The 25,130-nt window shown below is 43.2% G+C and carries 21 protein-coding genes; 6 read left to right on the forward strand and 15 right to left on the reverse strand.

Annotation, left to right across the window (positions count from 1 at the left end; translation table 11 throughout):
* Window positions 1-12: 12 nt before the first annotated feature.
* On the forward strand, window positions 13-975 hold the full coding sequence (locus SORDD25_RS05745; RefSeq protein ID WP_061852959.1) for an asparaginase: 963 nt from the start codon (window positions 13-15) through the stop codon (window positions 973-975).
* A 53-nt stretch (window positions 976-1,028) separates the two neighbouring features.
* Here the strand turns inward: SORDD25_RS05745 and ccpA are convergent, their stop codons facing one another.
* On the reverse strand, window positions 1,029-2,039 hold the full coding sequence (gene ccpA, locus SORDD25_RS05750; protein WP_001090635.1) for a catabolite control protein A: 1,011 nt from the start codon (window positions 2,037-2,039) through the stop codon (window positions 1,029-1,031).
* Window positions 2,040-2,242: 203 nt separating this feature from the next.
* On the opposite strand from ccpA, the gene SORDD25_RS05755 reads away from it, so the two are divergent.
* Complete coding sequence (locus SORDD25_RS05755) at window positions 2,243-2,560, forward strand: DUF960 domain-containing protein (RefSeq protein ID WP_000886045.1); 318 nt, start codon at window positions 2,243-2,245, stop codon at window positions 2,558-2,560.
* Between the two features lie 50 nt (window positions 2,561-2,610).
* Here the strand turns inward: SORDD25_RS05755 and SORDD25_RS05760 are convergent, their stop codons facing one another.
* The 7 genes from SORDD25_RS05760 to SORDD25_RS05790 form a co-directional block, all read right to left on the reverse strand.
* A complete protein-coding gene (locus SORDD25_RS05760; protein WP_001125354.1) occupies window positions 2,611-3,894 on the reverse strand; it encodes a membrane protein in 1,284 nt (427 codons plus the stop codon).
* Entirely contained in the window at window positions 3,887-4,708 is an 822-nt protein-coding gene (folK, locus tag SORDD25_RS05765) for a 2-amino-4-hydroxy-6-hydroxymethyldihydropteridine diphosphokinase (RefSeq protein WP_061852960.1), read from the reverse strand. Before folK ends, SORDD25_RS05760 begins: the two co-directional genes overlap by 8 nt.
* A 158-nt stretch (window positions 4,709-4,866) precedes the next feature.
* The gene (gene folE / locus SORDD25_RS05770) at window positions 4,867-5,421 is read right to left on the reverse strand and encodes a GTP cyclohydrolase I FolE (protein ID WP_061409803.1); all 555 of its coding nucleotides are present in this window, start codon (window positions 5,419-5,421) and stop codon (window positions 4,867-4,869) included.
* Window positions 5,402-6,724, reverse strand: a complete 1,323-nt coding sequence (locus SORDD25_RS05775; protein WP_061852961.1) for a bifunctional folylpolyglutamate synthase/dihydrofolate synthase — start codon at window positions 6,722-6,724, stop codon at window positions 5,402-5,404. The genes folE and SORDD25_RS05775 overlap by 20 nt, the downstream gene beginning before the upstream one ends.
* 1 nt (window position 6,725) lies before the next feature.
* Window positions 6,726-7,712 (reverse strand): dihydropteroate synthase, encoded by a 987-nt coding sequence (folP, locus tag SORDD25_RS05780; protein ID WP_061852962.1) that lies wholly within the window; start codon window positions 7,710-7,712, stop codon window positions 6,726-6,728.
* Window positions 7,713-7,788: 76 nt separating this feature from the next.
* Window positions 7,789-8,496, reverse strand: a complete 708-nt coding sequence (locus tag SORDD25_RS05785) for a CPBP family intramembrane glutamic endopeptidase (RefSeq protein ID WP_061852963.1) — start codon at window positions 8,494-8,496, stop codon at window positions 7,789-7,791.
* A gap of 54 nt (window positions 8,497-8,550) precedes the next feature.
* Window positions 8,551-9,969 (reverse strand): NCS2 family permease, encoded by a 1,419-nt coding sequence (locus SORDD25_RS05790; protein ID WP_000359242.1) that lies wholly within the window; start codon window positions 9,967-9,969, stop codon window positions 8,551-8,553.
* Between the two features lie 187 nt (window positions 9,970-10,156).
* Here SORDD25_RS05790 and SORDD25_RS05795 point away from each other — a divergent pair, with 187 nt between their 5' ends.
* From SORDD25_RS05795 to SORDD25_RS05810, 4 genes are all read left to right on the forward strand, one after another.
* A complete protein-coding gene (locus SORDD25_RS05795) occupies window positions 10,157-10,969 on the forward strand; it encodes a Cof-type HAD-IIB family hydrolase (protein WP_061852964.1) in 813 nt (270 codons plus the stop codon).
* Window positions 10,970-11,251: 282 nt separating this feature from the next.
* A complete protein-coding gene (locus tag SORDD25_RS05800; protein WP_061852965.1) occupies window positions 11,252-12,241 on the forward strand; it encodes a PTS sugar transporter subunit IIB in 990 nt (329 codons plus the stop codon).
* A 75-nt stretch (window positions 12,242-12,316) separates the two neighbouring features.
* On the forward strand, window positions 12,317-13,129 hold the full coding sequence (locus SORDD25_RS05805) for a PTS mannose/fructose/sorbose transporter subunit IIC (RefSeq protein WP_001280317.1): 813 nt from the start codon (window positions 12,317-12,319) through the stop codon (window positions 13,127-13,129).
* Between the two features lie 14 nt (window positions 13,130-13,143).
* Window positions 13,144-14,055, forward strand: a complete 912-nt coding sequence (locus tag SORDD25_RS05810) for a PTS system mannose/fructose/sorbose family transporter subunit IID (RefSeq protein ID WP_000818316.1) — start codon at window positions 13,144-13,146, stop codon at window positions 14,053-14,055.
* Window positions 14,056-14,117: 62 nt separating this feature from the next.
* On the opposite strand, the gene SORDD25_RS05815 is transcribed toward SORDD25_RS05810, so the two are convergent.
* The 7 genes from SORDD25_RS05815 to SORDD25_RS05845 all read right to left on the reverse strand — a co-directional run bounded on the left by SORDD25_RS05815 (window position 14,118) and on the right by SORDD25_RS05845 (window position 24,954).
* Window positions 14,118-16,346: an HAD-IC family P-type ATPase gene (locus tag SORDD25_RS05815; RefSeq protein ID WP_061852966.1), complete on the reverse strand. Its 2,229-nt coding sequence runs from the start codon at window positions 16,344-16,346 to the stop codon at window positions 14,118-14,120.
* 164 nt (window positions 16,347-16,510) lie between these two features.
* The gene (pepC, locus tag SORDD25_RS05820; protein ID WP_061852967.1) at window positions 16,511-17,845 is read right to left on the reverse strand and encodes an aminopeptidase C; all 1,335 of its coding nucleotides are present in this window, start codon (window positions 17,843-17,845) and stop codon (window positions 16,511-16,513) included.
* A gap of 107 nt (window positions 17,846-17,952) precedes the next feature.
* Entirely contained in the window at window positions 17,953-18,675 is a 723-nt protein-coding gene (locus SORDD25_RS05825) for a pseudouridine synthase (RefSeq protein WP_061852968.1), read from the reverse strand.
* Window positions 18,676-18,887: 212 nt separating this feature from the next.
* Complete coding sequence (locus tag SORDD25_RS05830) at window positions 18,888-19,118, reverse strand: GlsB/YeaQ/YmgE family stress response membrane protein (RefSeq protein ID WP_000901575.1); 231 nt, start codon at window positions 19,116-19,118, stop codon at window positions 18,888-18,890.
* A 9-nt stretch (window positions 19,119-19,127) separates the two neighbouring features.
* Window positions 19,128-20,369, reverse strand: coding sequence for an aminopeptidase (locus SORDD25_RS05835; RefSeq protein WP_061852969.1), 1,242 nt, complete (start codon window positions 20,367-20,369; stop codon window positions 19,128-19,130).
* 21 nt (window positions 20,370-20,390) lie between these two features.
* The gene (locus SORDD25_RS09345) at window positions 20,391-20,543 is read right to left on the reverse strand and encodes a hypothetical protein (RefSeq protein ID WP_000778898.1); all 153 of its coding nucleotides are present in this window, start codon (window positions 20,541-20,543) and stop codon (window positions 20,391-20,393) included.
* Between the two features lie 19 nt (window positions 20,544-20,562).
* On the reverse strand, window positions 20,563-24,954 hold the full coding sequence (locus SORDD25_RS05845; RefSeq protein ID WP_061852970.1) for a PolC-type DNA polymerase III: 4,392 nt from the start codon (window positions 24,952-24,954) through the stop codon (window positions 20,563-20,565).
* Window positions 24,955-25,130: the final 176 nt, after the last annotated feature.

The following is a 25,130-nucleotide window of genomic DNA, read 5'->3' on the forward strand; positions in this document are numbered from 1 at the left end:
AGTGAGTAATTCATGCCTAAGAAAATCCTTGTTTTACATACAGGTGGGACTATTTCCATGCAAGCAGACGCTTCTGGCGCAGTTGTGACCAGCCAGGACAATCCCATGAACCATGTCACCAATCCTCTTAAAGGGATAGAGGTCCATGCCCTAGACTTTTTTAACCTACCGAGTCCCCATATCAAACCCAAGCATATGCTTGCACTCTATCATAAAATTAAAGGGGAAGCTGATAACTACGATGGTGTTGTCATCACACATGGTACAGATACCTTAGAAGAAACAGCTTACTTCCTTGATACCATGAAAATCCCCAACATGCCCATCGTTCTAACAGGAGCTATGCGTAGTTCCAACGAACTCGGTAGCGATGGCGTTTATAACTATCTGAGTGCTTTACGAGTCGCCAGCGATGACAAATCAGCTGACAAGGGTGTTCTGGTCGTCATGAACGATGAAATCCACGCAGCTAAGTACGTCACAAAAACCCATACCACCAACGTCGGGACCTTTCAAACTCCTACTCACGGGCCTCTCGGTCTCGTCATGAAGCAAGAAATCCTCTACTTCAAAACAGCCGAGCCACGAGTTCGCTTTGATCTTGATTGCATACAAGGTCTGGTGCCTATCATCTCCGCTTATGCAGGTATGACTGATGAATTGATTGACATGCTGGATTTAGAGCACCTAGATGGGCTAGTCATTCAAGCTTTTGGAGCTGGAAATGTTCCCAAAGAAACAGCCCAAAAATTAGAAACTCTCCTCCAAAAAGGAATTCCAGTTGCCTTGGTTTCACGTTGCTTTAACGGGATTGCCGAGCCCGTCTACGCCTACCAAGGGGGGGGAGTGCAGTTGCAAGAGTCTGGCGTTCTCTTTGTCAAAGAACTCAACGCTCAAAAAGCTCGCCTCAAATTATTAATTGCCCTTAATGCTGGACTAAAAGGACAAGCCTTAAAAGACTATATGGAAGGCTAATCCTCTTCTCTAGAACGCAAAATCAGGAAATCTTCACGATTCCCTGATTTTTTCTATTTACGTTTTCGTGTAGAGCGACGTTCTGTCAAACCATGAGGTAGGAGAACTTCACGTTCTTCCAACTCTTCCTTATGCATAATCTTAGTCAACATACGCATGCTGATAGCACCTAAGTCATAAAGAGGTTGGGCAATAGTAGTCAAGTTTGGACGAGTGAATCGTGCAATCTGAGAGTCATCTGTCGTGATGATTTCAAACTCTTCTGGCACAGATACACCATGGTCAGCCAAACCATTTAGGACACCTGCTGCCAATTCATCACCTGTTACAACTGCGGCTGTAGCTTGTGATGAAATCAAGCGTTCTGCCAAGGCATAACCATCGTCATAGCTGTATTTTGATTCAAAGACCAAACCCTCGCTATAAGAATGTCCAGCTTTTTTCAAGGCTTCCTTATAACCGATCAAACGAACCTTGCCATTGATATCATCGACGAGTGGTCCACTCACAAAAGCAATTTTCTCATTTTCTTTGAGAAGATAGCTCACGGCATCAATCGTTGCTTGTTTGTAGTCGATATTCACACTTGGAAGTTGGTGTTCGACATCCACAGTACCAGCAAGAACAACCGGTGTCCGTGAACGAGAAAACTCTGAACGAATCTTTTCAGTCAAGTGATAGCCCATAAAGATAATCCCATCTACTTGTTTTGAAAAGAGAGTGTTAACCACTGAAACTTCCTTTTCATCATCCTCATCACTATTTGCTAGGACAATGTTATACTTGTACATTTCAGCAATGTCGTCAATTCCCTTAGCAAGCGTTGAGAAATAACCATTGGTAATGTTAGGAATCACAACTCCGACTGTCGTTGTTTTCTTGCTAGCCAAACCACGTGCTACCGCATTTGGACGATAGTCCAAGCGATCAATCACTTCTAGGACTTTTTTTCGAGTGTTCTCTTTAACATTCTTGTTGCCATTAACGACACGGCTAACTGTTGCCATTGAAACTCCTGCTTCACGGGCAACGTCATAAATCGTTACTGTATCATCTGTGTTCATTCCGTTTCCTTTCTATATTGAAAACTTCGCTTTCACGCATCTACTTACTCCATTTTATCACTTATTGTAAACACTTTCAAGTATTTTTTAGAGAAACTTTGAAAAAATTTCACAGTTTATTCCCATTTTGAAAAAGCAAGTAGGATTTCTTGATTTTTAAGACATTTTGCTGTATGATAAGGAAAATAAAGGGGGAGGAAAACATGGCTTTTACAAATACACAGAGACGATCCGCTAGTTTTGGCGTCGTGACCAGCTTGCCTGATGATGTCATTGACTCTTTATGGTATATTATCGATCATTTCCTGAAAAATGTCTTTGAATTAGAAGAAGAACTTGAGTTTCAACTGCTCAACAATAAGGGGACCATCACCTTCCATTTTTCTAGCCAGCATCTTCCGACTAGCATCGATTTTGATTTCAATCATCCTTTTGATCCGCTTTACCCTCCTAGGGTCCTTGTTTTAGACTTGGACGGCAGAGAAACCATCCTCCTTCCAGAAGAAAATGACCTATTTTAAAAACTCTAGCTTCTCGGCGCAAACTGCTGAGGAACTAGAGTTTTCTTTTTCTAATAAATGGATCGACTAACAACTAGACCATTGGGTTTTGTATACTCTAAATCAAGGTAATCCTGATAAGTCCCTGGCACAATGAAACCTTGGGGACTCAATATATCAGTCCCAGCTTTTCCTACGATAGAGTCTGCCAGCAAGACACAATTGGTACTGAGAACAAAGTAGGTCTTAAACTCGGATGAGCTGAATTTATAGAGGGTCGCATCTGCTTCCTCTTTCAGTTGGTAGGAGTAGGTATGCTTGACCTCTCCCTCTCTTCTTTTCATCAACTGCGAACTTGGTTCCCAAGGAATTAACAGGTCTTCTATCTCCGCTAAACGCGCTTGGATAGCTGCTTTCTGTTGGTCCGTCAAACTCAGACCATAAGCAAACAAGGTCTTCTGACTTTCCCTCTTACAGAGTTCGATGTATTTCTCCCGATTGGCCTTAAACAAAACACCGTCTCCAACCATACCAAATAAACGCTCCGAGTGGGGATCATAGGAACCATAGGAAATAACCTTCCCTTGATAACAAATATCCACATGTCCCATGGCGAGGAAGAAGGAGGTTTCTGAGGTATGGATAAAAATTTCCAGGTCAACCGTCTGGTCGTTTTTTCTTTCTGAATGAACTTCCCCTTCTTGACTTTCATGATTTGCCAGCCACTCATTTAGTTTTCGCAAGGTGCTGATAGGAATCAGAGCCGTCACAAAGATCGGCAGAGTCATTCGCATACGTCGTTTCAGCTTGGGATTGTTTTCTATCCTTTCAAAAAAGAATCCGTCCCGGAGGCTACTGGCTCCTAGCATGAGCAAGTAAAATCCAAGCAAGAGCAATTCAAAATTCGCTGCATCGTGAAAAGGAGAGATGCTATAAAGCCCGAATCCTATCATCCATACAGCATCAAAGAGATGATGGATCCGAGGATGAATGGCATTTTTTCGATAGAGAGACCAGGTCACAAGACTAATGATGCCTGTAAACAGCTGGTAGCTCGCAATGATAAAGACCAAGAGATAGAGGGCAAGATCTTGCAAAATGATAGAGTCAAACACGAGAGCCGCTACCACCAGCTTGCCCAAGGTTACAAAGATATTTTCCCGACGTTTTTTATCTTGAAACCAGCGAGTCAACAAGTGCCAAACTGCTGACAAGGAAAAGTAGGCCATCAACAACTGGTACCCCATTCGTGGAATAACTTGTCCAAATCGGATCAAGAGAAGCCCTAAAACAATAGCAAGTAGTCCCTCCCCGATACTCTTCCACTTGCTATAGGTCTCGGAAAGCTTAGGCATTTCCTTGCTCCAACTGGTCAACCAAATAACGAATTGGTTGCTTTAGGATCGGATGGATAAAATGGGGAGCTATTTCCACTAACGGCTCAAGAACAAAGAGGCGTTCTGCTATATAAGGATGAGGCAAGATGAGGTTGTCTGTATAAACGATCTGGTCCTCCACAAAGAGCAAGTCCAAATCAATCAAACGAGGCCCCCAATGCACCTCTCGAACCCGTCCCATTTCTGACTCAATGGCTAATAATGTTTCTAACAAGACTGGAGCCGGTAGCCAGGTTTCTACTTCAATCACCTGATTGGCAAAGCTATCCTGTTCCACACCACCCCAAGGTTCCGTCGTCAAAACACTGGACTCTTTGAGAATATGGATGCCACGAGCTCGCAGGTTGTCAATGGCTTTTCCCAAGTTTGCTTGCTTGTCCCCCATATTGCTTCCTAGAGCGATAAAAGCCCGCTGCTTACGACGGTGAATGGTCACCGAGCAAGTATCTAGTGGCAAATGCACTGGAGCCCAAGGTTTTTTTAGTTCCAACTCAATCTCTTGGACAAGAGGATAAGTCTCAAAGGTACGTTCAACTAGTTTGTAGGCTACCGTTTCAATCAAGTCCTCAGTGCTTTCCTGAAACCAAGTCGTCCACTGCTGACACAATTCTCCGTAATGGATAGAAGCTGTCAAATCCAATTCTGTAGCCGTCTTGGTCATATCATAAGATAAGCTTGCGGAAATAACAAACTTCTGCCCCAATTCCTTCTCACTAGGGAAAAGACCATGATAGGCAAAAATTTCCAAATCTTTAATCTGCAGTTGATCCATAACTAGTCCTTTCTAGAAAAATCCGCCCAAAGCGGATTCTTTTTATACTCAATGAAAATCAAAGTGCAAACTAGGAAGCTAGCCGCAGGCTGCTCAAAACACTGTTTTGAGGTTGCAGATGGAAGCTGACGTGGTTTGAATTTGATTTTCGAAGAGTATTATAGTCCCATTAGACGATAAGCCTGATCTCGGAGGTCCTTATCTGTTTCAAACACACCTCGAGCTACTGTCGTCAAGGTTGCAGTGCCTGGTTTTCTGACACCACGCATGCTCATACACATATGTTCTGCCTCAATGACAACAAAGGCTCCTTTAGCACCCAGATAGTCCATCAAGGCATCGGCCACTTCGATATTCAACCGTTCTTGAATCTGTGGTTTTTTAGAATAAACTTCAACCGTACGGGCAAGCTTGGACAAGCCTGCCACACGGCCATCTGGAATGTAGGCAATGTGCGCTCTACCATAAAATGGCAAAAAGTGGTGCTCACACATAGTATGGAAAAAGATATCCTTTTCCACTACCATATTGTCATCAATAATCTCAAAGGATTTTGACAAATGTTCCTCCGCAGTCTGACCAAGACCTGAAAAAATCTCTTGGTACATACGGGCTACACGAGCAGGTGTTTCCTGCAAGCCCTCGCGGTTAGCGTCCTCACCGACAGCCTCAATAATCATTTTTACAGCTGCTTCAATCTTTTGTGTATCCATTCTCGTTCTTCCTCTCCATCAGATAGGCTCTCACTTGGCTCAAGAAATACAAGGAACCTGTGATAATCCTAACTGTTTGTTTCTCTTCATTTTTATCTGTCAATTTCTGCTCTAGAAAATCCTGCCAACTTTGGTAATTGAGGTTTCTAGACTTGGCTGTCTCTTTCAGCACGCTTTCATCCGTCGCCCGACTATCGTCAAAATGGGTTACAGTCAATTGACTATCTGGCACCGTTTCTAGCAAGTCCAACATATCGTCCAAGGCCTTGGTTTTGATGCAGGTAAAGAGGATTTCCTTATGATAATCCGCAAAGCGTTCTTGCAAGGTTGCTAATAAAGCCTTTACGGCATGGGGATTATGGGCCCCATCCAAAAGCAACAAGGGGTCACTAGACACGACCTCCAAACGTCCAGGCCAACTTGTTTCCTCCATGGCTTGAGCGACCAAGTCATTACTTGCTAATTCTCGCCCAATCTCCTGACAATAAGTGTCTAGGAGAGCAAGCGCCATCCCCGCATTCTCTATCTGGTGCAAACCAAGCAGACCTGTTTGAAAGCGACCTGTTCTGACAGAACTGGTATAATCAAAGATTTCACCCGCTACCACGCTTTCTTGATGACGAACCTGGTAATCACTTCCATAGGCAAGTCTAGGTGCATTTTTAGCTTCTGCAATAGGGTCGATCACAGTCAAGGCTTCAGGAACAATATGACCTGTCACCAAGGGAATACCTTGTTTGACAATACCTGCCTTCTGCTCCGCTATGGCTTCCAAGGTGTCACCAAGTAGGGCCACATGATCCAGTCCAATGGTCGTAATTCCTGTTAAAATCGGCTGGCAAACATTGGTACTATCCAGAAGGCCACCCATGCCGACTTCCATGATGGCCACATCTACTAGCTCAGAGGCAAAGTAATCATAAGCTAGAGCTGTGATAATCTCAAATTCGGTTGTCCCCTGCAAATTGGTAGCAGATTCCCCCTCAAGCAACGACTGATAGTCTGCCATGAGGGCTTCTAGTCTCGCTTCTGGGATGGATTCCCCATTGATGCTAATCTGGTCTGTGTAATGAATGAGATAGGGCGAACTGAACACACCTACTCTCAGACCTAGCTTTACGAGCATATTTTTCAAAAAAGCAATGGTCGAGCCCTTGCCATTGGTCCCTCCAATATGGATAACCTTAAGTTTGAGATGGGGATTGCCTCGCAGAGCTAGGAGTTCTACCATTCGTTCCAAACCGAAATGCGGTTGGTCGGTCCGGTAGTGGGCAATCCACTGATTGTTTTGAATTTCGTTCATCTTACTTGTATTGTTTTAAATCTAAATTTTCCGCATCATCTGCCAAACGAATGGCTGACGCAATTTCAACTGCCATCCTGTGGCTGGCTACATCATGCACGCGCACTACTTCTACACCCTGTCTCGCAGCGATGCTGGTTACATGAGCAGAAGCGGTGTCCCGATTGCGGAAACCGACTTCCGTCTCAGGATTGACTTCAAAGCCATTCTCCTCAAGAATATTGATAACAAACCGCTTACGCGAAACACCAAGAAAGATTGGATAGCCCTGCTGATGCAATTTGTCAAGGTCACGTAGAAGGAGTAGATTTTCTTTCTTGGTCAGACCAAAGCCAATTCCTGGATCCAGCAGGATATTTTCTCTTGCTATCCCAGCTTGATTGGCTCTCGCTAGAGCTCGTTCAAAGAAAGCCTTCATCAAATCTTCGATTGGCATTTTTTCAAAGTCAGCTAACTCTTCCTCTGTAAAAGCTTGTCCAAAACCAAAATGAGGAAATATGAGCGAACTAGGGTGCTGAGGTCGAGCCATGACTGGATTAAACATGATAACCACTTTCGCTCCAGCCTTAGCAACCACATCCGCCATTTTCTCATCTCCCATGAGACCAGTGATATCATTGACCAAATTGGCACCAGCTTTCAAAGCAGTCTCTGCCACCTGACTTTTCCAAGTATCGATGGAAATGAGAACATCACTTTCCTCACGGATAGCTTTAATCACTGGAACAACACGCTGGATTTCCTCTTCTATCCCAACATAGCTACTGCCCGGCCGAGTTGCCGGCCGAGTTGATTCTCCACCGATATCTAGCATGCTCGCTCCTTCTGCTATCAATTTACGAGCCTGCTGGAGTGCCTGCTCAAGAGCAAAAAACTGACCACCATCTGAAAAGGAATCTGGCGTCACATTGATAATTCCACAAATGGCTGTTTTTTCGCGGTTGACTTTATTGGACATAACGGTTACTCCCTTAAGGTTCTCTACCATATTATCTTTCTATTTTACCATAAAAAGAAAAAAGATGGACACTTTAGTATTCATCTTTTCCAAGTAGGCCAATGGTTTAGAATGATAGACCTAGATTTCTACTAATCAATACCAATAAGGCCAACAAACAAAATGCAATACCATTGAGAATCATATGAAGCAAAATGGACATCTCTAAACGCTCAGTCTTATAGGCTGTCCAAGTCAAAACCGTTGACATTCCTCCATAAATAATCACAGAAGGTAGATTGGTTGGCATATGGAGCAAGGCAAAGACAATTGCACCAACAACAAAACCTAGTTTTTCTTTTCCACGGAAGATCTTTTTAGGAATAATTCCGCGACACAAAATTTCCTCACAAATCGGAGCAATCAAGACTAGTAGGAAGAAAGTTGAAATCAAAGAGCTATTCTGAACTAAACCATTCAGTATTGATTGGTTATTGGTTGTTCCCTCATTTGTTAGTCGAAGCAGGAGTGAACCCAAGAGATTTGTCGCAAAAATCACCAGATAACTCAGTACCAAGCGAGCCAAGTCTTTTGCCTTAAAAAAGGATAGATTAAAAGTAGCAAGTTGTGTTTTTCGTGCGCCAATAATGAATACAATCAAAACGACTATGGATAGGGCACCAACTAAGAGCCCTGACTGTAAAATCGGAAACTGATTGCTAGCTAAAAATAAAGCAAGTCCTATGGGAAATTGAGATAGAACAAAAGCTACCAAAAGGATGATCACCCATTTCCCTCTGTTTAAAACCTCTTGCCAAATCGTCTTATCTTTCATGATGTACCTCCTTATAATTAAAAAGGGGAGACTCCCCTTTTTCTATTATACCATTTATAGCGCCATACTGATATAGTTAAGGATAAACAAGGCATCCAAAATCCAAATCATCACGTGCACATCCTTGGCTTGACCTTTGACAACTTTTGTCAAGGTGTATGTCAAGAAACCAACAGCAATCCCTTGTGTGATAGAGTAGCTGAATCCCATAAAGATAGATGTGAAGAAGGCAGGAACCGCTTCAGCCATATCATCCCAAGGGATATTTTTCAAGTTAGAAAGCATCATGATACCGACGATGATCAAAATTGGTGCTGTTGCAGCTGTCGGAACAATCGCTAGAAGTGGGCTAAAGAAGCTAGATAGAGCAAAACAGATCGCAACCACTAGGGCTGTCAACCCAGTACGTCCACCAGCGCCGATACCCGCCGCAGATTCAACATAGGTCGTAACGTTTGAAGTACCTGCAATGGCACCTACTGAAGTTGCCACCAAGTCAGAGTAAAGAGCCTTGTCCAATTTAACTGACTCATGGTTTTCCCCACTTGTCGCAACGATACCAACTTTTTCACCCGTACCGATAAGAGTACCGATTGTATCAAAAATATCCGTTAGTGAGAAGGCAAGAATAGCCATCAAGGTTTCTGGTAAACGTGAAGTGTTTGAAATCAAAGATCCTAAACCTTCTGAACCAAGAGCAGCACCAAACAAAGTTCCTAAATCATTAACCGCTGCTGAAAGATTATTGCTAGCAAAGTCAATCCCTGATAATTTGACAACACCAACAGCAATGGCAAGGACTGTCGTTGTTAAAATAGAAAGAATGATTCCACCCTTGATGCCTTTAACAACAAAGAAGATGGTAATAGCCAGACCTGCAAGAGCCACCAATACGGCTGGAGTATTGAAGTCTACCAATCCTGGAACAGCTGCTGAGTTTGCAGTAAGTGCAGCTTGAGCCTTGTCTGCTCCTTCACCTGCTACCGTATAAGTTCCTGGATCGATTGAGAATTTCAAGAGACCAGCATTCTTAATCCCAACATAGGCAAGGAAAACACCAATACCAGCCGAAATAGCTGAACGAAGTGTTGTTGGAATAGATTCGATGATCATTTTACGAACATTTGTTAAGGTAATAATCAGTGAAATAATTCCACAAATGAAGACCATACCAAGAGCTTCTTTCCAAGTATAGCCCATCCCAAATACAACTGTAAATGTAAAGAAGGCATTTAGTCCCATACCTGGTGCTTGTGCGTAGGGCAAATTAGCATAGAAAGCCATCATCAAAGTACCGACTACAGAACCGATAATCGTTGCCAAGAACACACCTTGAACAGGCATACCCGTTTGGGAAAGCATTTGAGGGTTTACAAAGAGAATATAACTCATTGCAAAGAATGTTGTTAAACCAGCAAGCACCTCTGTACGGACATCTGTCCCGTGCTCTTTTAGTTTAAATAGTTTGTCCATCTTTAATCTCCTTTTGTTTTTTACGAACAATATTAGTATTATATCATTTATCATTCACCTTTTCAATATGTTTGTTTGATTTATTTAATAAATCAAAGCAACTGTAGTTTTTGTTCTTGTCTGCTTTTCTTCCTTCTTTTTGATATAATAGAAGACATCTTATCTGGAAACGACTAGGAAGGTTTATATGACTAAAAAAATTATCGCAGTCGATTTGGACGGAACCCTGCTGAATAGTGAAAGCAAGCTCTCCGATTTCACCAAAGAGACAATCAAAAAAATTTCAGAAAAAGGACACCATGTCATCATCACGACAGGTCGTCCGTATCGTATGGCAAAAGACTTCTACCGTGAGCTAGAATTGCATACTCCCATGATTAACTTTAATGGTTCTCTTACCCATCTACCAGGACAGGCTTGGGCGCATGAAAAGTGCTTGACTTTGGACAAAAAATATCTCCTAGACATGGTCAAGCGCACGGAGGACATCCAAGCTGATTTTATTGCAGGAGAATATCGAAAAAAATTCTATATCACGACACCGAATGAAGAAATTGCAGATCCTAAACTATTTGGCGTAGAGAACTTCCGGCCAGAAAATCAATTCAAACCTGAACGAGTAACCAAAGATCCCAACTGCATCCTCTTGCAAACAAGGGCTGAAGACAAATACGCTTTAGCGGACGAAATGAATCGTTTTTATCAGCACCAACTAGCTATCAATACCTGGGGCGGTCCCCTCAACATCCTCGAGTGTACTCCCAAAGGTGTAAACAAGGCATTTGCTCTAGAGTACTTGCTCAATGTGATGAATCGTGATAAAAAAGACTTAATCGCCTTTGGTGATGAGCATAATGACACTGAAATGTTGGCATTTGCAGGCAAGGGATATGCTATGAAAAACGCCAATCCTGCTCTTCTTCCATATGCAGACGAACAACTTCCTCTGACCAACGAAGAAGATGGAGTTGCCTACACTTTACAAAATTTATTCTTATAAAAGGAAAGATTGCGACCCTGCAATCTTTCCTTTTTGTTTTCATTCCATTTTCACAAAAGCGGCTCATTTTCTGTATTTTTATATTAAATTTTCTATTACCATTTTCATTTATCTCTCAAAAACATTGATATATTAATATTTTTAAAAAGTCATTCTATGAAAACTTTTACATCTTTTTAGAAAAAGTAGTTGATTTTTATATGAAAACGGTTTATACTTAAGGTTAGGCTTAAAGTTTTCTTAAACATACAGTCAAACATTTTATAAGGAGGAATGACAATAATGAGTATCGGAATCATTATTGCGAGCCACGGCGAATTTGCTGCGGGTATTCATCAGTCAGGATCTATGATCTTTGGTGAACAAGAAAAGGTTCAAGTTGTAACCTTTATGCCAAATGAAGGTCCAGATGACCTTTACGCTAAATTCAACAACGCTGTGGCTGCATTTGACGCAGAAGATGAGGTTCTAGTATTGGCTGACCTTTGGAGTGGATCTCCATTCAACCAAGCTAGCCGCGTGATGGGAGAAAATCCAGAACGTAAGTTTGCCATCATCACAGGACTGAACTTGCCGATGTTGATCCAAGCCTACACAGAGCGCCTTATGGACGCGAATGCAGGTGTGGATAAAGTCGCTGCGAATATCATTAAAGAAGCCAAAGATGGCATCAAGGCTCTTCCAGAAGAGCTTAACCCAGTTGAGGAAGTTGCAAGTGCTGCAGCTACTCCAGTTGCCCAAGCTGCTATTCCAGAAGGAACAGTTATCGGTGATGGTAAACTGAAAATCAACCTTGCTCGTCTAGACACTCGTCTCCTTCACGGTCAGGTTGCCACTGCTTGGACTCCAGATTCAAAAGCGGATCGTATTATCGTTGCTTCAGACAACGTTGCAAACGACGATTTGCGTAAAGAATTGATCAAACAAGCAGCTCCAAACGGAGTAAAAGCCAACGTTGTCCCAATTCAAAAATTGATCGACGTTGCAAAAGACCCACGTTTCGGCGAAACTCATGCCCTTATCTTGTTTGAAACTCCACAAGATGCACTTCGTGCTATCGAAGGTGGCGTACCAATCAAGACTCTTAACGTTGGTTCTATGGCTCACTCAACAGGTAAAACAATGATTAACAACGTTTTGTCTATGGACAAAGAAGACGTTGCAACCTTTGAAAAAATGCGTGACCTCGGTGTTGAATTTGACGTACGCAAAGTACCAAACGACACGAAAAAAGATTTGTTTGACTTGATTAAGAAAGCAAACGTTCAATAATTTTAATCTGTTTCTATCATTTTTGAAAACAGGATTAAATACTTCATTAAAACTAAATAGAAAAGGAATAAAACCATGTCAGATATTTCAATCATTTCTGCTATCTTGGTTGTAGTTGTTGCCTTCCTTGCAGGTCTTGAAGGTATCCTCGACCAATTCCAATTCCATCAACCAATCGTCGCATGTACCCTTATCGGACTTGCAACTGGTAACCTCGAAGCAGGTGTTATGCTTGGTGGATCTCTTCAAATGATTGCCCTTGGTTGGGCAAACATCGGAGCTGCCGTAGCTCCTGACGCTGCTCTTGCATCTGTTGCCGCAGCGATCATCTTGATCAAAGGTGGTAACTTTACTACTGATGGTATCGCCGTTGCAACAGCAACAGCTATCCCTCTTGCCGTAGCTGGACTTTTCTTGACAATGATTGTTCGTACAATCTCAGTTGCCTTAGTTCACTCAGCTGATGCTGCTGCTAAAGACGGAAACATTGCAGCTGTTGAGCGTGCTCACTTTGTTGCACTTCTTCTTCAAGGTCTTCGTATTGCGATTCCTGCAGCCTTCCTTATTGCTATCCCTGCTTCTGCTGTTCAAGACGCTCTTGGTTTGATGCCAGACTGGTTGAACGGTGGTATGGCTGTCGGTGGTGCTATGGTCGTTGCCGTTGGTTACGCTATGGTTATCAACATGATGGCAACTCGTGAAGTATGGCCATTCTTCGCTATCGGTTTTGCACTTGCTGCGATTTCTCAATTGACTTTGATTGCCCTTGGTGTCATCGGTGTTGCCCTTGCCTTCATCTACCTTAACCTTACAAAACAAGGTGGAAACGGTGGCGGCGGAGCTGCGACTTCTAACGACCCAATCGGTGATATCCTAGAAGACTACTAGAAAGGGGATCAATCATGGCTGAAAAAATTCAATTATCAAAATCAGATCGTCAAAAAGTTTGGTGGCGTTCACAATTCCTTCAAGGTTCTTGGAACTACGAACGTATGCAAAACTTGGGTTGGGCTTACTCATTAATCCCAGCTATCAAAAAATTGTACACTAAAAAAGAAGACCAAGCGGCTGCTCTTGAGCGTCACCTTGAGTTCTTCAACACTCACCCATACGTAGCTGCTCCTATCATGGGGGTTACTCTTGCACTTGAAGAAGAGCGCGCTAACGGTGTAGAAATCGATGACGCGGCTATCCAAGGGGTTAAAATCGGTATGATGGGACCTCTTGCTGGTATCGGTGACCCAGTATTCTGGTTTACAGTTCGTCCTATCCTTGGAGCCCTTGGTGCATCACTTGCTGCATCTGGTAACATTGTTGGTCCCCTTCTCTTCTTCTTTGGATGGAATGCTATCCGTATGGCCTTCCTATGGTATACACAAGAGTTCGGTTACAAAGCTGGATCTGAAATCACTAAAGACATGTCTGGTGGTATCTTGAAAGACATCACCAAAGGAGCATCTATCCTTGGTATGTTCATCCTTGCCGTTCTTGTACAACGTTGGGTATCTATCAACTTTACTGTGAACCTTCCAGGTAAACAATTGGCAGAAGGAGCTTACATCAACTTCCCAGAAGGCGCTGTAACAGGTGGAGAATTGAAGGGAATCCTTGGTCAGGCCCTTAGTGGTTTGAGCTTGGATAGCGTTCAACCACAAACCCTTCAAGGTCAGTTGAACTCATTGATTCCAGGATTGATGGGACTTCTCCTTACTTTCCTTTGCATGTGGTTGCTTAAGAAAAAAGTATCACCAATCGCAATCATCCTTGCTCTCTTTGCAGTAGGTATCGCAGCTCGTTTCTTCGGTATCATGTAATCCAAGCAATTGAGAATATAGATAAAAAAGAATCAGGTTTATTACCTGATTCTTTTTGTGTATCAATTTTTTCTTCTAGTCAGATAATGCAAGCCTCCAATCACCACTGCTAGGATGGCTACATAGACGACTTGACTGGTTTCTAGAGGTACAAAAGTTCCTTGCAAGATAAAGGTGTTGGCAAGCACTCCTACAAAGGCTGCAAGGCTCAAAAACGTGAGCAAGACTAGTTTGTATCGATTAAATGGCAGACTGACCTTGGCAACTAGACACAAACCATTGATTAAAGCAAGTAGGAAGCAAATAAATTTGACCTGACCTGGGACAGTGATAAAGAAGTTCGTCAGGAGAACACTAGCAATCAGAATGCCTCCACCAATCGCCGCGTTGGTTAGGATATCTCTCATAAAGTGAGTGCTAACCTTTTCTTTATTGGACTCAAAAGTTAGGAAGAAAGATGGAATCCCAATCGTAATGGCTGAAATGATTGTAAACTGAATGGGGATAAAGGCGAATTCCAAACCAAATATCACACTCAAAATCGCAAACACGATGGAGAAGAAGGTCTTTGTTAGAAAGAGAGAGGCTACCTTTTGGATGTTATTGATGACCCGGCGACCTTCCATCAAGATATCATAGAATACTGCAAAGTCATCAGTGAGAAAAACAATATTGGACACACTTTTGGCTGCACTCGTAGCCCCCTTCATGGCAAAACTAATATCTGCTTTCTTGAGTGCCAGAACATCGTTAACTCCATCGCCACTCATGGCAACTGTTTTACCAGCCTTTTGCAAAATAGTCACCATCTTTTGCTTCTGTTCAGGTGTTACCCGACCAAAGATATCGTGGTCCAAGACCACTCTTTCAAAGTCCTCATCACTAACCTTGGTCATATCAATCGCACGGGCTGATTCTTTAAATCCTGCCTTACGAGCCACCCCATATACAGCCACATGATTATCCCCACTGATAATCTTCACTTCAACACCTTGAGATTCGAAATAGTCAAAGGTTTCCTGGGTATTGTCCTTAATCTCATCTGACAAAACGACGTGGCCTAATAGTTCCATATCGGCTGGACTTGTAATCTGGTCCTTACTATGAGCGAGCGATAAGATTCGAAAACCTTGCTGTTTGAGATGTTCATAGTAAGGATCCATCGCTTGGGTAAAACCTAGAAATTCATAGGCTCCGAAGAAATAGGTCCCACCCTCTTTTACTTGGACAAAGGAATACTTGTTTTTGCTTGAAAAGGCACCGACTTCTTGAACTTCCCACTTTTTCTCACAGGTTAAGTAAGTCTTCAGAGCCCGCGAAGTTGCATTTTCATCCTCGAAATAAGCCAGATAAGAAGACAGTTTCTCTGCTACATTAGCATCCATTTCTTGGACCTTCATATTACCAGTCGTGATGGTTCCAGTCTTATCAAAACAAAGAACATCTACACGCGCCAAGGTCTCTACACAGTATAGTTCCTGCACTAAAACCTTCTTTTTAGCCAGCTTCATGGCTGCTACTGCTAGGGACACACTAACTAGGAGAATCAATCCCTCTGGAATCATGCCGACCAAGGCACCAGAACTTCCCAAGACAATCTCAACATAAGTTCGCCCTAGACTAAAACCTCTGACATAGAGCAGAATGGCAACTGGCACCAGCAGGATAGAGACGATTTTTAAAATCTTATCCATATAATCGCGCAGTTGAGAAGGGTATTTTTTGAATTCCTTGCTGGATTTTGCAAGTTTGTTGATATAACTATCGGGACCCACAGCTGTAGCAAGGACCAGACAAGTACCGCTGACAACATTGCTTCCGCTCATCAGCTTGTCACCAACTGTTTTAAAGACCGAATCACTCTCACCCGTCAGCAAGGACTCATCTACTTCAATATTCCCTTCCAACACTTCTGCATCTACAGGTACCTGATCTCCCAGATTGAGATGCAGATACTCGCCCAGTACGATGTCCTCTGGATCAATCTCAATCGTTTGACCATCTCGGTTGACCCTATACTTACTTTTACCAAGCAAACTTAGCTTTTCCAAAGCATTTTTTGAACGCACTTCTTGGAAAATCCCGATAGCTGTATTGATAGCAATCACGCCCAAAAAGAGCATATTCTCAAATCGCAAGGTTGTGGCTACCAGAACTGCCAGAGCCAAGTTCATAGCATTAAAGAAGGTAAAGATATTTGAAAAAATGATTTCCTTGGTCGTTTTATAAGGTTTAATGTCACTGATGTTTCGTTGACGATCCTTGGTGTCTTGGCTGCTTAAATACTTCATTTCTACTCCGATATCCTTTTGTACTACTATAATAACACATATCTTTTTCTCTGTCACTTAAAGACTCAAAATAAGAAGAACTCCCTTGGTAAGCATCATCTATCGCCACTTTAAGAAGAACTTAAAAAGAGGCTAGGATTTCCCTAACCTCTTTTCTTTATGCTTTATTCTGCCAAGGCACCCATTGGATCCCATGGTGCTAACACGATTGGTTCTGCTTCATAGGCAGCTCGTTCTTCTGCTGTCAGCAATTCTTTGCGAACAACGATTTGATAGGTGTATTCGTCCATCCAAGCGTCTGAGGCAACAAAGTAACCATCTGTACCGACCTTGTCTCCCCAAGAGTTCTCAACCTTCCACTTGGTTGACTTGCCGTTTTCATCCAAATCCACACCTGTCAAGACCATGGCGTGGGTCATCAAGCTTTCGCTGTAGTCTAAACGTCCAGCCTTGTCTTGAGTCAGTTGAATGTCCATGCTTGATTCAAAGTCATAAACATCTGTCGCAAGGATTCCAGCCTTACGGTTGCTGAGTTGGCCAACATCTGAACCAAACCAAACAGTCTCACCTGTCTGCATTTGAGCAATCGCCAATTCTTTCAAGCGTTCCATTGGAACATTGATGTAGCGAACTGCACGGCTACCAACCACATTTCCTAACATCTCAACTGTGTAAGATTTGCCGTAAGGCTTGTCAGCAGTTGGAGCATTGATAACAGAAACATAATCTTCTAGAGGTAGATTGACATATTTCTTGTAAAACTCTTGTGGAGTAATCCCCTTTTCACTTTGGTAATTATTATCCTTATCGCGATAAGCAAAGTCAAATTTACGTGGTGGAAGTCCTAGTGACATGGCAAGGAAGTTAAAGATTTCCTGCAAGAGCTCTTCTTTCTTGCCTTGAACAGTTGCTTGGTCTGCACCAGAAGCGAGCAAGTCACGCAAGATTTGAGCATCTTGGCGAAGCAATTTGTTGAGAATAGCATTTAGCTCACGACTGTTGCTAGATGAGATAGACTCAGGATAAACAGACTTGGGAACGACACCGTATTTCTCAAAGAGGGCAACGACCATATCCCACTGTCCACCGTCTTGTTGAGGGGTTTGGAGTAGGAAGCTAACCTTGCGGCTCGTCAATTCTTGGTCTGCAGTCGCAATCACTTGCTCCAAGAACCAGTTTGATTTCTCATACTTGTCCCAGAAGAAGGTGTGGGCCTGAGACAATTCAAAGTTCTCCAATTTGTACTGAGAGATGAGTTTGTGGCGGAAGGTGTTGAGAGCTGCGAACATCCAGCAACGACCAGACGCTTTCTGGTTGGTCACCTTGTCCTTGGTCAAATCCAATGAGAAAACAGCTGTATTGTCTACATGGCTTTGGCGACGTTCTAGGGCTGCAAAAATTCCGTTGTGACTGGCAGCATTTTCAATCGCTTGGTATTTGACATTTGCTTCATAATTAGTAAATAATTTATCTGTAAATGATTCTTGAATAGCGTTCATAGATTCCTCCTTTTATTCTACTCTCTATTATAACTCTTTTCACAAAGGAAGCAACTGAAAAATGAAAAAGCAAGCCAAATAGACTCACCTTATTCATGTTATAGGAACTATTTCACACTAGCAAAAAGCAATTCGAGTTCTTCTTGACTAACGCGACGCCACTCACCCCTTTTCAGGTTCTCGTCTAAAATCAGTGTTCCCATCGTCAAACGTTGCAAGTCCACGACTTCCTTGCCACAGTAGGCCACCATACGCTTAACTTGATGGAACTTCCCTTCAGCAATGGTCACCCGAACCAAACTTTGATTCTTTTCTGGATCTACCGACACAATCTCCAGCTTAGCTGGCTGGCAGGTGAAGTCCTTGAGCGGAATGCCCTTGGCAAATGTCTCCACATCTTCTTGGGTCATAATACCTTTGACTTGAGCTAGATAAGTCTTATCCACATGACGTTTAGGCGAAAGAAGAGCATGGGCAAGCTGGCCGTCATTGGTCAAGAGCAGAAGACCATGCGTATCAATATCCAAGCGCCCTACTGGGAAAACTTCCTTGATCCGAGCAATATCATCCAACAAATCTAGAACCGTTCTATGCTTGGGGTCATCTGTCGCAGAAATAACTCCTTGGGGCTTGTTCATCATGTAGTAGACAAACTCTTCATACTCCAGCACTTGGCCATCAAAGCGAATTTCGTCTTTTTCTTCATTTATTTGCAGCTTTGCTGATTTTTCTTTTTTACCATTTACCGTCACGCGTCCAGCCTTGAGCAAGTTTTTGACCTCTGTCCGACTTCCCACAGCGCAGGCAACTAAAAATTTATCTAGTCTCATAAAACTATTATATCATACTCAAAAGGAGGCTGGTACAATGACCAACCTCCTTTTCTTTTCATACTCTTCAAAAATCTCTTCAAACCGCGTCAACGTCGCCTTGCCGTATAGATGTTACTGACTTCGTCAGTTCTATCTACAGTGCTTTGAGCAGCCTGCGGCTAGTTTCCTAGTTTGCTCTTTGATTTTCATTGAGTATCAGATTTAAGAAATTAACTTCCTCGTCTCCAGAAAATAGCTAAGACAATCATAGCTCCTAAAATAGCTGGGATAATGGCCGTTCCAGCTATAATTGGACCCCAAGTTCCAAAGAGCAAGTGGCCCAGAAAGGCACCAATCCAGCCGAGAAACATTTTCCCAAAGCATCCCATGCTCTCTCCACGATTGGTCAAAGCACCTGCCAAAAGTCCCACTAGGAGACCAACAAACATACTTCCAAGCATAACTTCTCCTTAAATTGCCCAGTCTCCATTACGGAAGAGTGGTACGCGTGTTCCATCCTCACGGATACCATCGATATCCATTTGATTCGAACCAATCATAAAGTCCACGTGAACATCTGAACGGTTCAGTCCTGCAGCTTCCAGCTCTTCTTCGCTCATCTCTGCACCACCAACGACGCTTGTCGCATAGGCTGCACCGATAGCCAAGTGGTTTGAAGCATTCTCATCGAAAAGGGTGTTGAAGAAGGTAATGCCTGATTGAGAAATTGGGCTTGGATCTGGTACCAAGGCACATTCACCCAAGGCACGCGCACCCGCATTTTCAAAGACAAGGTCTTTCATGACCTGATCACCCTTTTCAGCAGTAATGTCTACGATTTGACCATCCTTGAAGGTTACTTTAATCCCTTCGATGATATTTCCGTTGTAGCTAAGTGGTTTTGTAGAAGTGACATAGCCATCTGCACGACGGAAGTCAGGAGCCGTAAAGACTTCTTCTGTTGGCATATTTGGCAAGAATCCTTCACCCTGTGCATTGATGGCTCCAGCTGATTCCCAAACGTGGTTCTTTGGCAAACCAAGTGTCAAATCTGTTCCTGGCGCTGTGTAGTGAAGGGCTGAAAATTGTTCTTTATTAAGCATATCTGCCTTACTCTTGAGGATGGCTGCATGTTCTTCCCAGGCCTTAACAGGATCTTCTTCATAGACACGGCAAGTTTTGAAGATTTGGTCCCAAAGGAGATCCACTGCTTCTTCATCGCTTGCAGCATTTGGAAAGACTTTTTTAGCCCACTCAAGCCCAGCAGCGGCTGCTACAGTCCAGCTAACCTTGTTGGATTGCGTTGCGATACGCATTGCCTTCATCGCAAGTCCCATAGCTTTTGCAGAAGCTGAAAGCTTGTCAGCGTCCACACCGTTCAAGGCCCCTGGATCAGAAGAACGAACCCCAAGACGGCTAGCCTTGTTCTCCAAGAGATAGTTCATCTCAGCAATCTTGTATTCTGGCACATTGTCCAAACGCTCCATCGGTGCGTGGAGGAATTTCTCACGGTTAATCACATCATCTGTCCACTGAACGATCACCTCATGCGCACCCAAAGCATAAGCTTCTTTCACGATCAAATGTGCCAACTCACGCTGCTCCACATCGATAGAAAGAGCCAAGGTGTGATCAGGTTGCACATTAATTCCATTCGCAACCAATAATTTCGCATATTTTTCTAGATTTTCTTTAAAATTTGGTAAAACCATTCTATTCTTCCTTTTCCATTGTTATTTCTCTTTAAATAAGGACAGCAGGCTAACTGCTGCCACAGTGCCGCAAATCAAAGCGGTCATTTTCAAAATTGTATCAGGGTCAAGATCCAGCTGGTAATCAAACACCTTTTGCGCTGGCTTATCCTGAGCGGAAATGGTAAGTTTCATAAAAACCTCTTTCTATATTTTAGAAAAATTCATCAAACAAACTCAACTGGTTATCCTCTGGCATATTGCCGAGAATCCCCATTTCATCCATCTTTTCAACCAAGGTTGATGACAGCCCTCCGCGTTTGCGTAGTTCTGTTTTAGAGAGGAATTCTCCCTCTTCACGCGCACGCACCAACTGCTTAGCAACGTTCTCTCCCAGACCATCCATTGCGACAAATGGTGGGATAAGAGTGTCTCCGTCAATGATGAATTCAGTCGCATCACTACGATAGAGGTCTAACTTGCCAAACTTAAAGCCACGTTCCCACATTTCATTGACAATCTCAAGAGTTGTATAGAGGTCAATCTCCACATTGGAGGCTTCATTATTCTTCCGTTTTTCAGCGATTTCTTCCATTCTACGCTTGATGGCATCCAAGCCCGCTCCCATAGTCTTAATATCAAAAGCCTTGGCGCGGATCGAGAAGTAAGCACAGTAATAATAAATGGGATGATGAACCTTGAAATAAGCTACACGCAGGGCCATCATAACGTAGGCTGCCGCATGGGCCTTAGGGAACATATACTTGATTTTTCCACAGGATTCGATATACCACTCTGGCACCTTATTAGCCTTCATAGCCTCGATGTAGCCATTTCGCTCCTCTTCGGAAATCTTCAGCCACAAACCTTTACGTACCCGTTCCATGATGGTAAAGGCCATCTTAGGCTCGAGACCCGCATGCATGAGGTAAACCATGATGTCGTCCCGACAACCGATAACAGTCGATAGGTCCGCAATTCCTTGCTTAATCAGATCCTGGGCATTTCCCAACCAGACATCGGTACCATGGGACAGACCTGAGAGCTGAAGTAACTCCGCAAAGGTCGTTGGATGCGTCTCGTCTACCATTCCACGTACAAAGTTAGTTCCAAACTCTGGAATCCCCAGCATACCTGTTGGAGTTCCAATTTGCTCAGGAGTCACCTCAAGCACATCAGTCCCAGAAAAGAGGGCCATCACACCTTCGTCATCCATAGGAATTTCATTGGGGTCAATCCCAGACAAGTCCTGCAATTTCCGAATCATGGTCGGATCATCATGACCCAGCACATCGAGTTTGAGGACGTTCTCATCGATATCGTGGAAGTTAAAGTGAGTGGTCTGCCATTCAGCCGTCACGTCATCCGCTGGATACTGGACAGGCGTAAAATCGTAAACATCCATGTAGTTCGGAATAACGACGATTCCCCCCGGGTGTTGTCCTGTTGTCCGCTTGACACCGGCAGCACCTTGAGCAAGGCGTTCCACCTCTGCATCACGATAAAACTTCCCATAGTCTCTCTCGTAGCCCTTTACAAATCCATAGGCAGTCTTAGCAGCAACTGTACCAACCGTTCCCGCACGGAAGGCATATTCTTCACCAAAGATATCACGCACATCCAAGTGAGCGCTAGGCTGATCTTCTCCCGAGAAGTTCAAGTCAATATCGGGAACCTTATCTCCATCAAAACCAAGGAAGGTCTCGAACGGAATATCCTGCCCATTTTTGCTGAGTTTGTGACCACAGTTTGGACAATCCTTATTGGGCATATCAAAACCTGAACCGTAAGAACCATCCGTGATAAACTCGCTGTACTGACACTGACCACAGACATAGTGAGGAGAGAGAGGATTAACCTCCGTAATCCCAATCATAGTCGCAACGAAACTGGACCCAACAGACCCACGAGAACCAACCAAGTATCCCCGTTCATTGGAACGTTGCACCAGCATCTGGGAAGCCAGATAAATCACGGCAAACCCATTCCCCAGTATGGATGTTAATTCTTTTTCAATCCGCAAATCAACAATATCTGGCAGGGGATTTCCATAAATCTCAAAAGCTTTCTTATAGGTCAGCTCAGCGACCGTTTCTTCCGCCTTGTCGATGAAAGGCGTGTACAAGTCACCCTTAACGACCTCAACAGGTTCAAAGATATTTGCCAAGGCATTAGTATTTTCAATAACCAGTTTGCGAGCTAAATCTTCTCCCAGGAAGGCAAATTCATCCAACATCTCATTGGTTGTTCGAAAATGAGCCTTTGGCAGGGGAGCTGGTTGGGCATGCTCTCCGTGACCAATGGTTCGGTTAATCATAGCCCCCTGACCCAAACTACGGACGATGATTTCACGGTAAATCTCTTCTTCCGGTTCGATATAGTGGACATTTCCCGTAGCCAGAACAGGCTTACCAAGACGGTCCCCAACCTCTATCAAACTCTTAATAATGGTCTGGAGTTCCTCCATATCCTTGACTTGCTCCTTGGCGATCAATGGTGCATAGATAGCTGGTGGCATGACCTCGATAAAGTCATAATACTTGGCCACCTCAACCGCCGCATCCACACCTTGAGAAACGACTGCGTCAAAAACTTCACCCTCCGAGCAAGCAGACCCCAAAATCAAGCCCTCCCGATGGGCATCTAGAACTGTTCTGGGAATCCGTGGCACTCCTTCAAAGTACTTGGTATTGGACAAAGAAACCAATTTAAAGATATTTTTTAGACCAACTTGATTCTTGACATAGATGGTCGCATGCTTAATCCGAGCTTTTTTATAAGAATCTGGACTAATCAAATCAATGTTTAGTCTAGCTAGATCGGTCACACCATGTTTGTCTGCTACCTCTTTGATAAAGATGAAAAGCAAACGACCAGTAGCTTCCGCATCGTAGTTGGCCATGTGGTGGTGTTCAAGTGCCACACCAAAACGCTTGGTCAAAGGCCCCAAACCATGACGTTTATACTCAGGATAGAGGTTTCTAGCAAACTCCAGCGTATCGATAACTGGCTGGCTAATCTTAGGCAGACCATGGCGCTCATAGTTGGCATTCATAAAGCCAACGTCAAAGGTCGCATTGTGGGCAACTAGGACCGTATCCTTGCAGAATTCTTGGAATTCTTGCAGAACTTGTTCTAGCGGTTTGGCATTTTTGACATGATCATCTGTAATACCAGTCAACTCAGTAGTAAAGGCAGACAAAGGGTGCCCAGGATTGATAAATTCATCAAATTCGGCAATGACATTCCCCTTGTACATCTTAGAGGCCGCAACCTGAATCAAGTCATTATAGATGGCTGAAAGTCCCGTCGTTTCCACGTCAAAAACTACGTAGGTTGCTTCTGACAAGTCCATCTCCACTTCATTATAGACGATAGGAACACGGTCCTCCACGATATTGGCTTCCATTCCATAGATCAGCTGGATTCCAGCTTTCTTGGCCACCTTATAGCCGTGTGGGAAGGACTGAACATTTCCGTGGTCCGTGATAGCAACCGCCTTGTGTCCCCACTTAGCAGCTGTAGCAACAATCTCCTCTACTTCTGGAAGAGAATCCATAGTCGACATGTTAGTATGAGCATGAAACTCAACCCGACGCTCACCCTCTGGCATCAAATCCTTCCGCTCATAGTGAACAACTTCCTGCACATCCTGGACGTTCATGGTCAAATCTCGTGTGAAGTTATTCATCTCTACATTTCCACGAACACGGAGCCAAGAATTCTTCTTAATGATGTCAAACTTCTGAGCCTCTTCTTCATTCTTAACCCATTTTTGCATTGAAAAACTTGAAGTGTAATCCGTCATCTTAAAGTTAATCAAAACACGACCAGTTCTGGTCACTTTATGTTCCACATCAAAGACTACCCCTTCAAAGACCAAACGATTTTCCTCAGTCGTCACATCAATCATCTGGGTAACTTCTGCCTTATCTAGTTTTGGCTTAGCCGCAGCCTTTTTAGACTGAAAATCAAAGGCTGGTTTCTCTTCTACTGGAGGAGGAGCCATTTGTTCCAGTTGTTCCATAGCACGTAAAGCCTCTTCATTGGCAGCCTGGACGATTTGTTCATTCTCCGTATGGAAGGCTTCCTCCTGCTCTTGTGTAAGGGCATCATTCTTCTCGATTTGGCAGACAAAAACAGGAAAACCAAATTTTTCAAGTTGCTTTGCTAAATTAGGAAGATGATTCTTCTTAAAGTGCTCCTTATCAATCGCCTCTGAACCTTCAATAAAGAGTTGGTTTCCTTCCGCACGAACTTTTAAATTCTGGTAAAGAGACTTAAACCCTTGGCTAGCACATGGACCTTCAGAAAAAGCCTCCTTATAGTAGGACTGCAAGAGTTCATTTGAAAAATCTTGAGACAGAGCTTTGATTTCGAAAACAGCTTTATTCCCTGTCTTAGAAAATTCTTCACTAAGCCCTTTCTTTAACTCTAGAAATATTTCAATCGGTAAAATATTAGAAAATACAAAATGAAATTCCCAGATCTTACTGATTTTATGAACCACGACACGCTCAATGCTTGCATCAACGAGAGCAGGATCCTGTTTCAGTTGGTCAGAGATTCCTAGTTGATTCAGTAAAATTTCAAACTTACTTGACATTCAATTTCCTCACATTATTCTCTTACTATTTTACCATAATTAAAGAAAATATATAGCCACTACCATTCCCTTAAGCACTGCTAGTTTTCCTAAATTCATTCCTTAAAAACAAAAAAGAAGATTCTCAGAATCCCCCAGATAAACAAAAAAGATACCCTAAAGTATCCTCGTGATTG

The organism is Streptococcus oralis (genome assembly GCF_001579525.1).
Lineage (GTDB): Bacteria > Bacillota > Bacilli > Lactobacillales > Streptococcaceae > Streptococcus > Streptococcus oralis_M.

Excerpts from the sequence above, each read along its gene's own strand:
- ccpA (WP_001090635.1), bottom strand. The coding sequence starts at position 2,039 with ATGAACACAGATGATACAGTAACGATTTATGACGTTGCCCGTGAAGCA.
- SORDD25_RS05785 (WP_061852963.1), bottom strand. The coding sequence starts at position 8,496 with ATGAAAGATAAGACGATTTGGCAAGAGGTTTTAAACAGAGGGAAATGG.
- SORDD25_RS05810 (WP_000818316.1), top strand. The coding sequence starts at position 13,144 with ATGGCTGAAAAAATTCAATTATCAAAATCAGATCGTCAAAAAGTTTGG.
- folP (WP_061852962.1), bottom strand. The coding sequence starts at position 7,712 with ATGGTAGAGAACCTTAAGGGAGTAACCGTTATGTCCAATAAAGTCAAC.
- SORDD25_RS05830 (WP_000901575.1), bottom strand. The coding sequence starts at position 19,118 with ATGCTTGGAAGTATGTTTGTTGGTCTCCTAGTGGGACTTTTGGCAGGT.
- SORDD25_RS05845 (WP_061852970.1), bottom strand. The coding sequence starts at position 24,954 with ATGTCAAGTAAGTTTGAAATTTTACTGAATCAACTAGGAATCTCTGAC.
- SORDD25_RS05805 (WP_001280317.1), top strand. The coding sequence starts at position 12,317 with ATGTCAGATATTTCAATCATTTCTGCTATCTTGGTTGTAGTTGTTGCC.
- SORDD25_RS05795 (WP_061852964.1), top strand. The coding sequence starts at position 10,157 with ATGACTAAAAAAATTATCGCAGTCGATTTGGACGGAACCCTGCTGAAT.
- SORDD25_RS05825 (WP_061852968.1), bottom strand. The coding sequence starts at position 18,675 with ATGAGACTAGATAAATTTTTAGTTGCCTGCGCTGTGGGAAGTCGGACA.
- SORDD25_RS05760 (WP_001125354.1), bottom strand. The coding sequence starts at position 3,894 with ATGCCTAAGCTTTCCGAGACCTATAGCAAGTGGAAGAGTATCGGGGAG.
- folE (WP_061409803.1), bottom strand. The coding sequence starts at position 5,421 with ATGGATACACAAAAGATTGAAGCAGCTGTAAAAATGATTATTGAGGCT.
- SORDD25_RS05835 (WP_061852969.1), bottom strand. The coding sequence starts at position 20,369 with ATGGTTTTACCAAATTTTAAAGAAAATCTAGAAAAATATGCGAAATTA.
- SORDD25_RS05790 (WP_000359242.1), bottom strand. The coding sequence starts at position 9,969 with ATGGACAAACTATTTAAACTAAAAGAGCACGGGACAGATGTCCGTACA.
- folK (WP_061852960.1), bottom strand. The coding sequence starts at position 4,708 with ATGGATCAACTGCAGATTAAAGATTTGGAAATTTTTGCCTATCATGGT.
- SORDD25_RS05775 (WP_061852961.1), bottom strand. The coding sequence starts at position 6,724 with ATGAACGAAATTCAAAACAATCAGTGGATTGCCCACTACCGGACCGAC.
- pepC (WP_061852967.1), bottom strand. The coding sequence starts at position 17,845 with ATGAACGCTATTCAAGAATCATTTACAGATAAATTATTTACTAATTAT.
- SORDD25_RS05800 (WP_061852965.1), top strand. The coding sequence starts at position 11,252 with ATGAGTATCGGAATCATTATTGCGAGCCACGGCGAATTTGCTGCGGGT.
- SORDD25_RS05755 (WP_000886045.1), top strand. The coding sequence starts at position 2,243 with ATGGCTTTTACAAATACACAGAGACGATCCGCTAGTTTTGGCGTCGTG.
- SORDD25_RS09345 (WP_000778898.1), bottom strand. The coding sequence starts at position 20,543 with ATGAAACTTACCATTTCCGCTCAGGATAAGCCAGCGCAAAAGGTGTTT.
- SORDD25_RS05745 (WP_061852959.1), top strand. The coding sequence starts at position 13 with ATGCCTAAGAAAATCCTTGTTTTACATACAGGTGGGACTATTTCCATG.
- SORDD25_RS05815 (WP_061852966.1), bottom strand. The coding sequence starts at position 16,346 with ATGAAGTATTTAAGCAGCCAAGACACCAAGGATCGTCAACGAAACATC.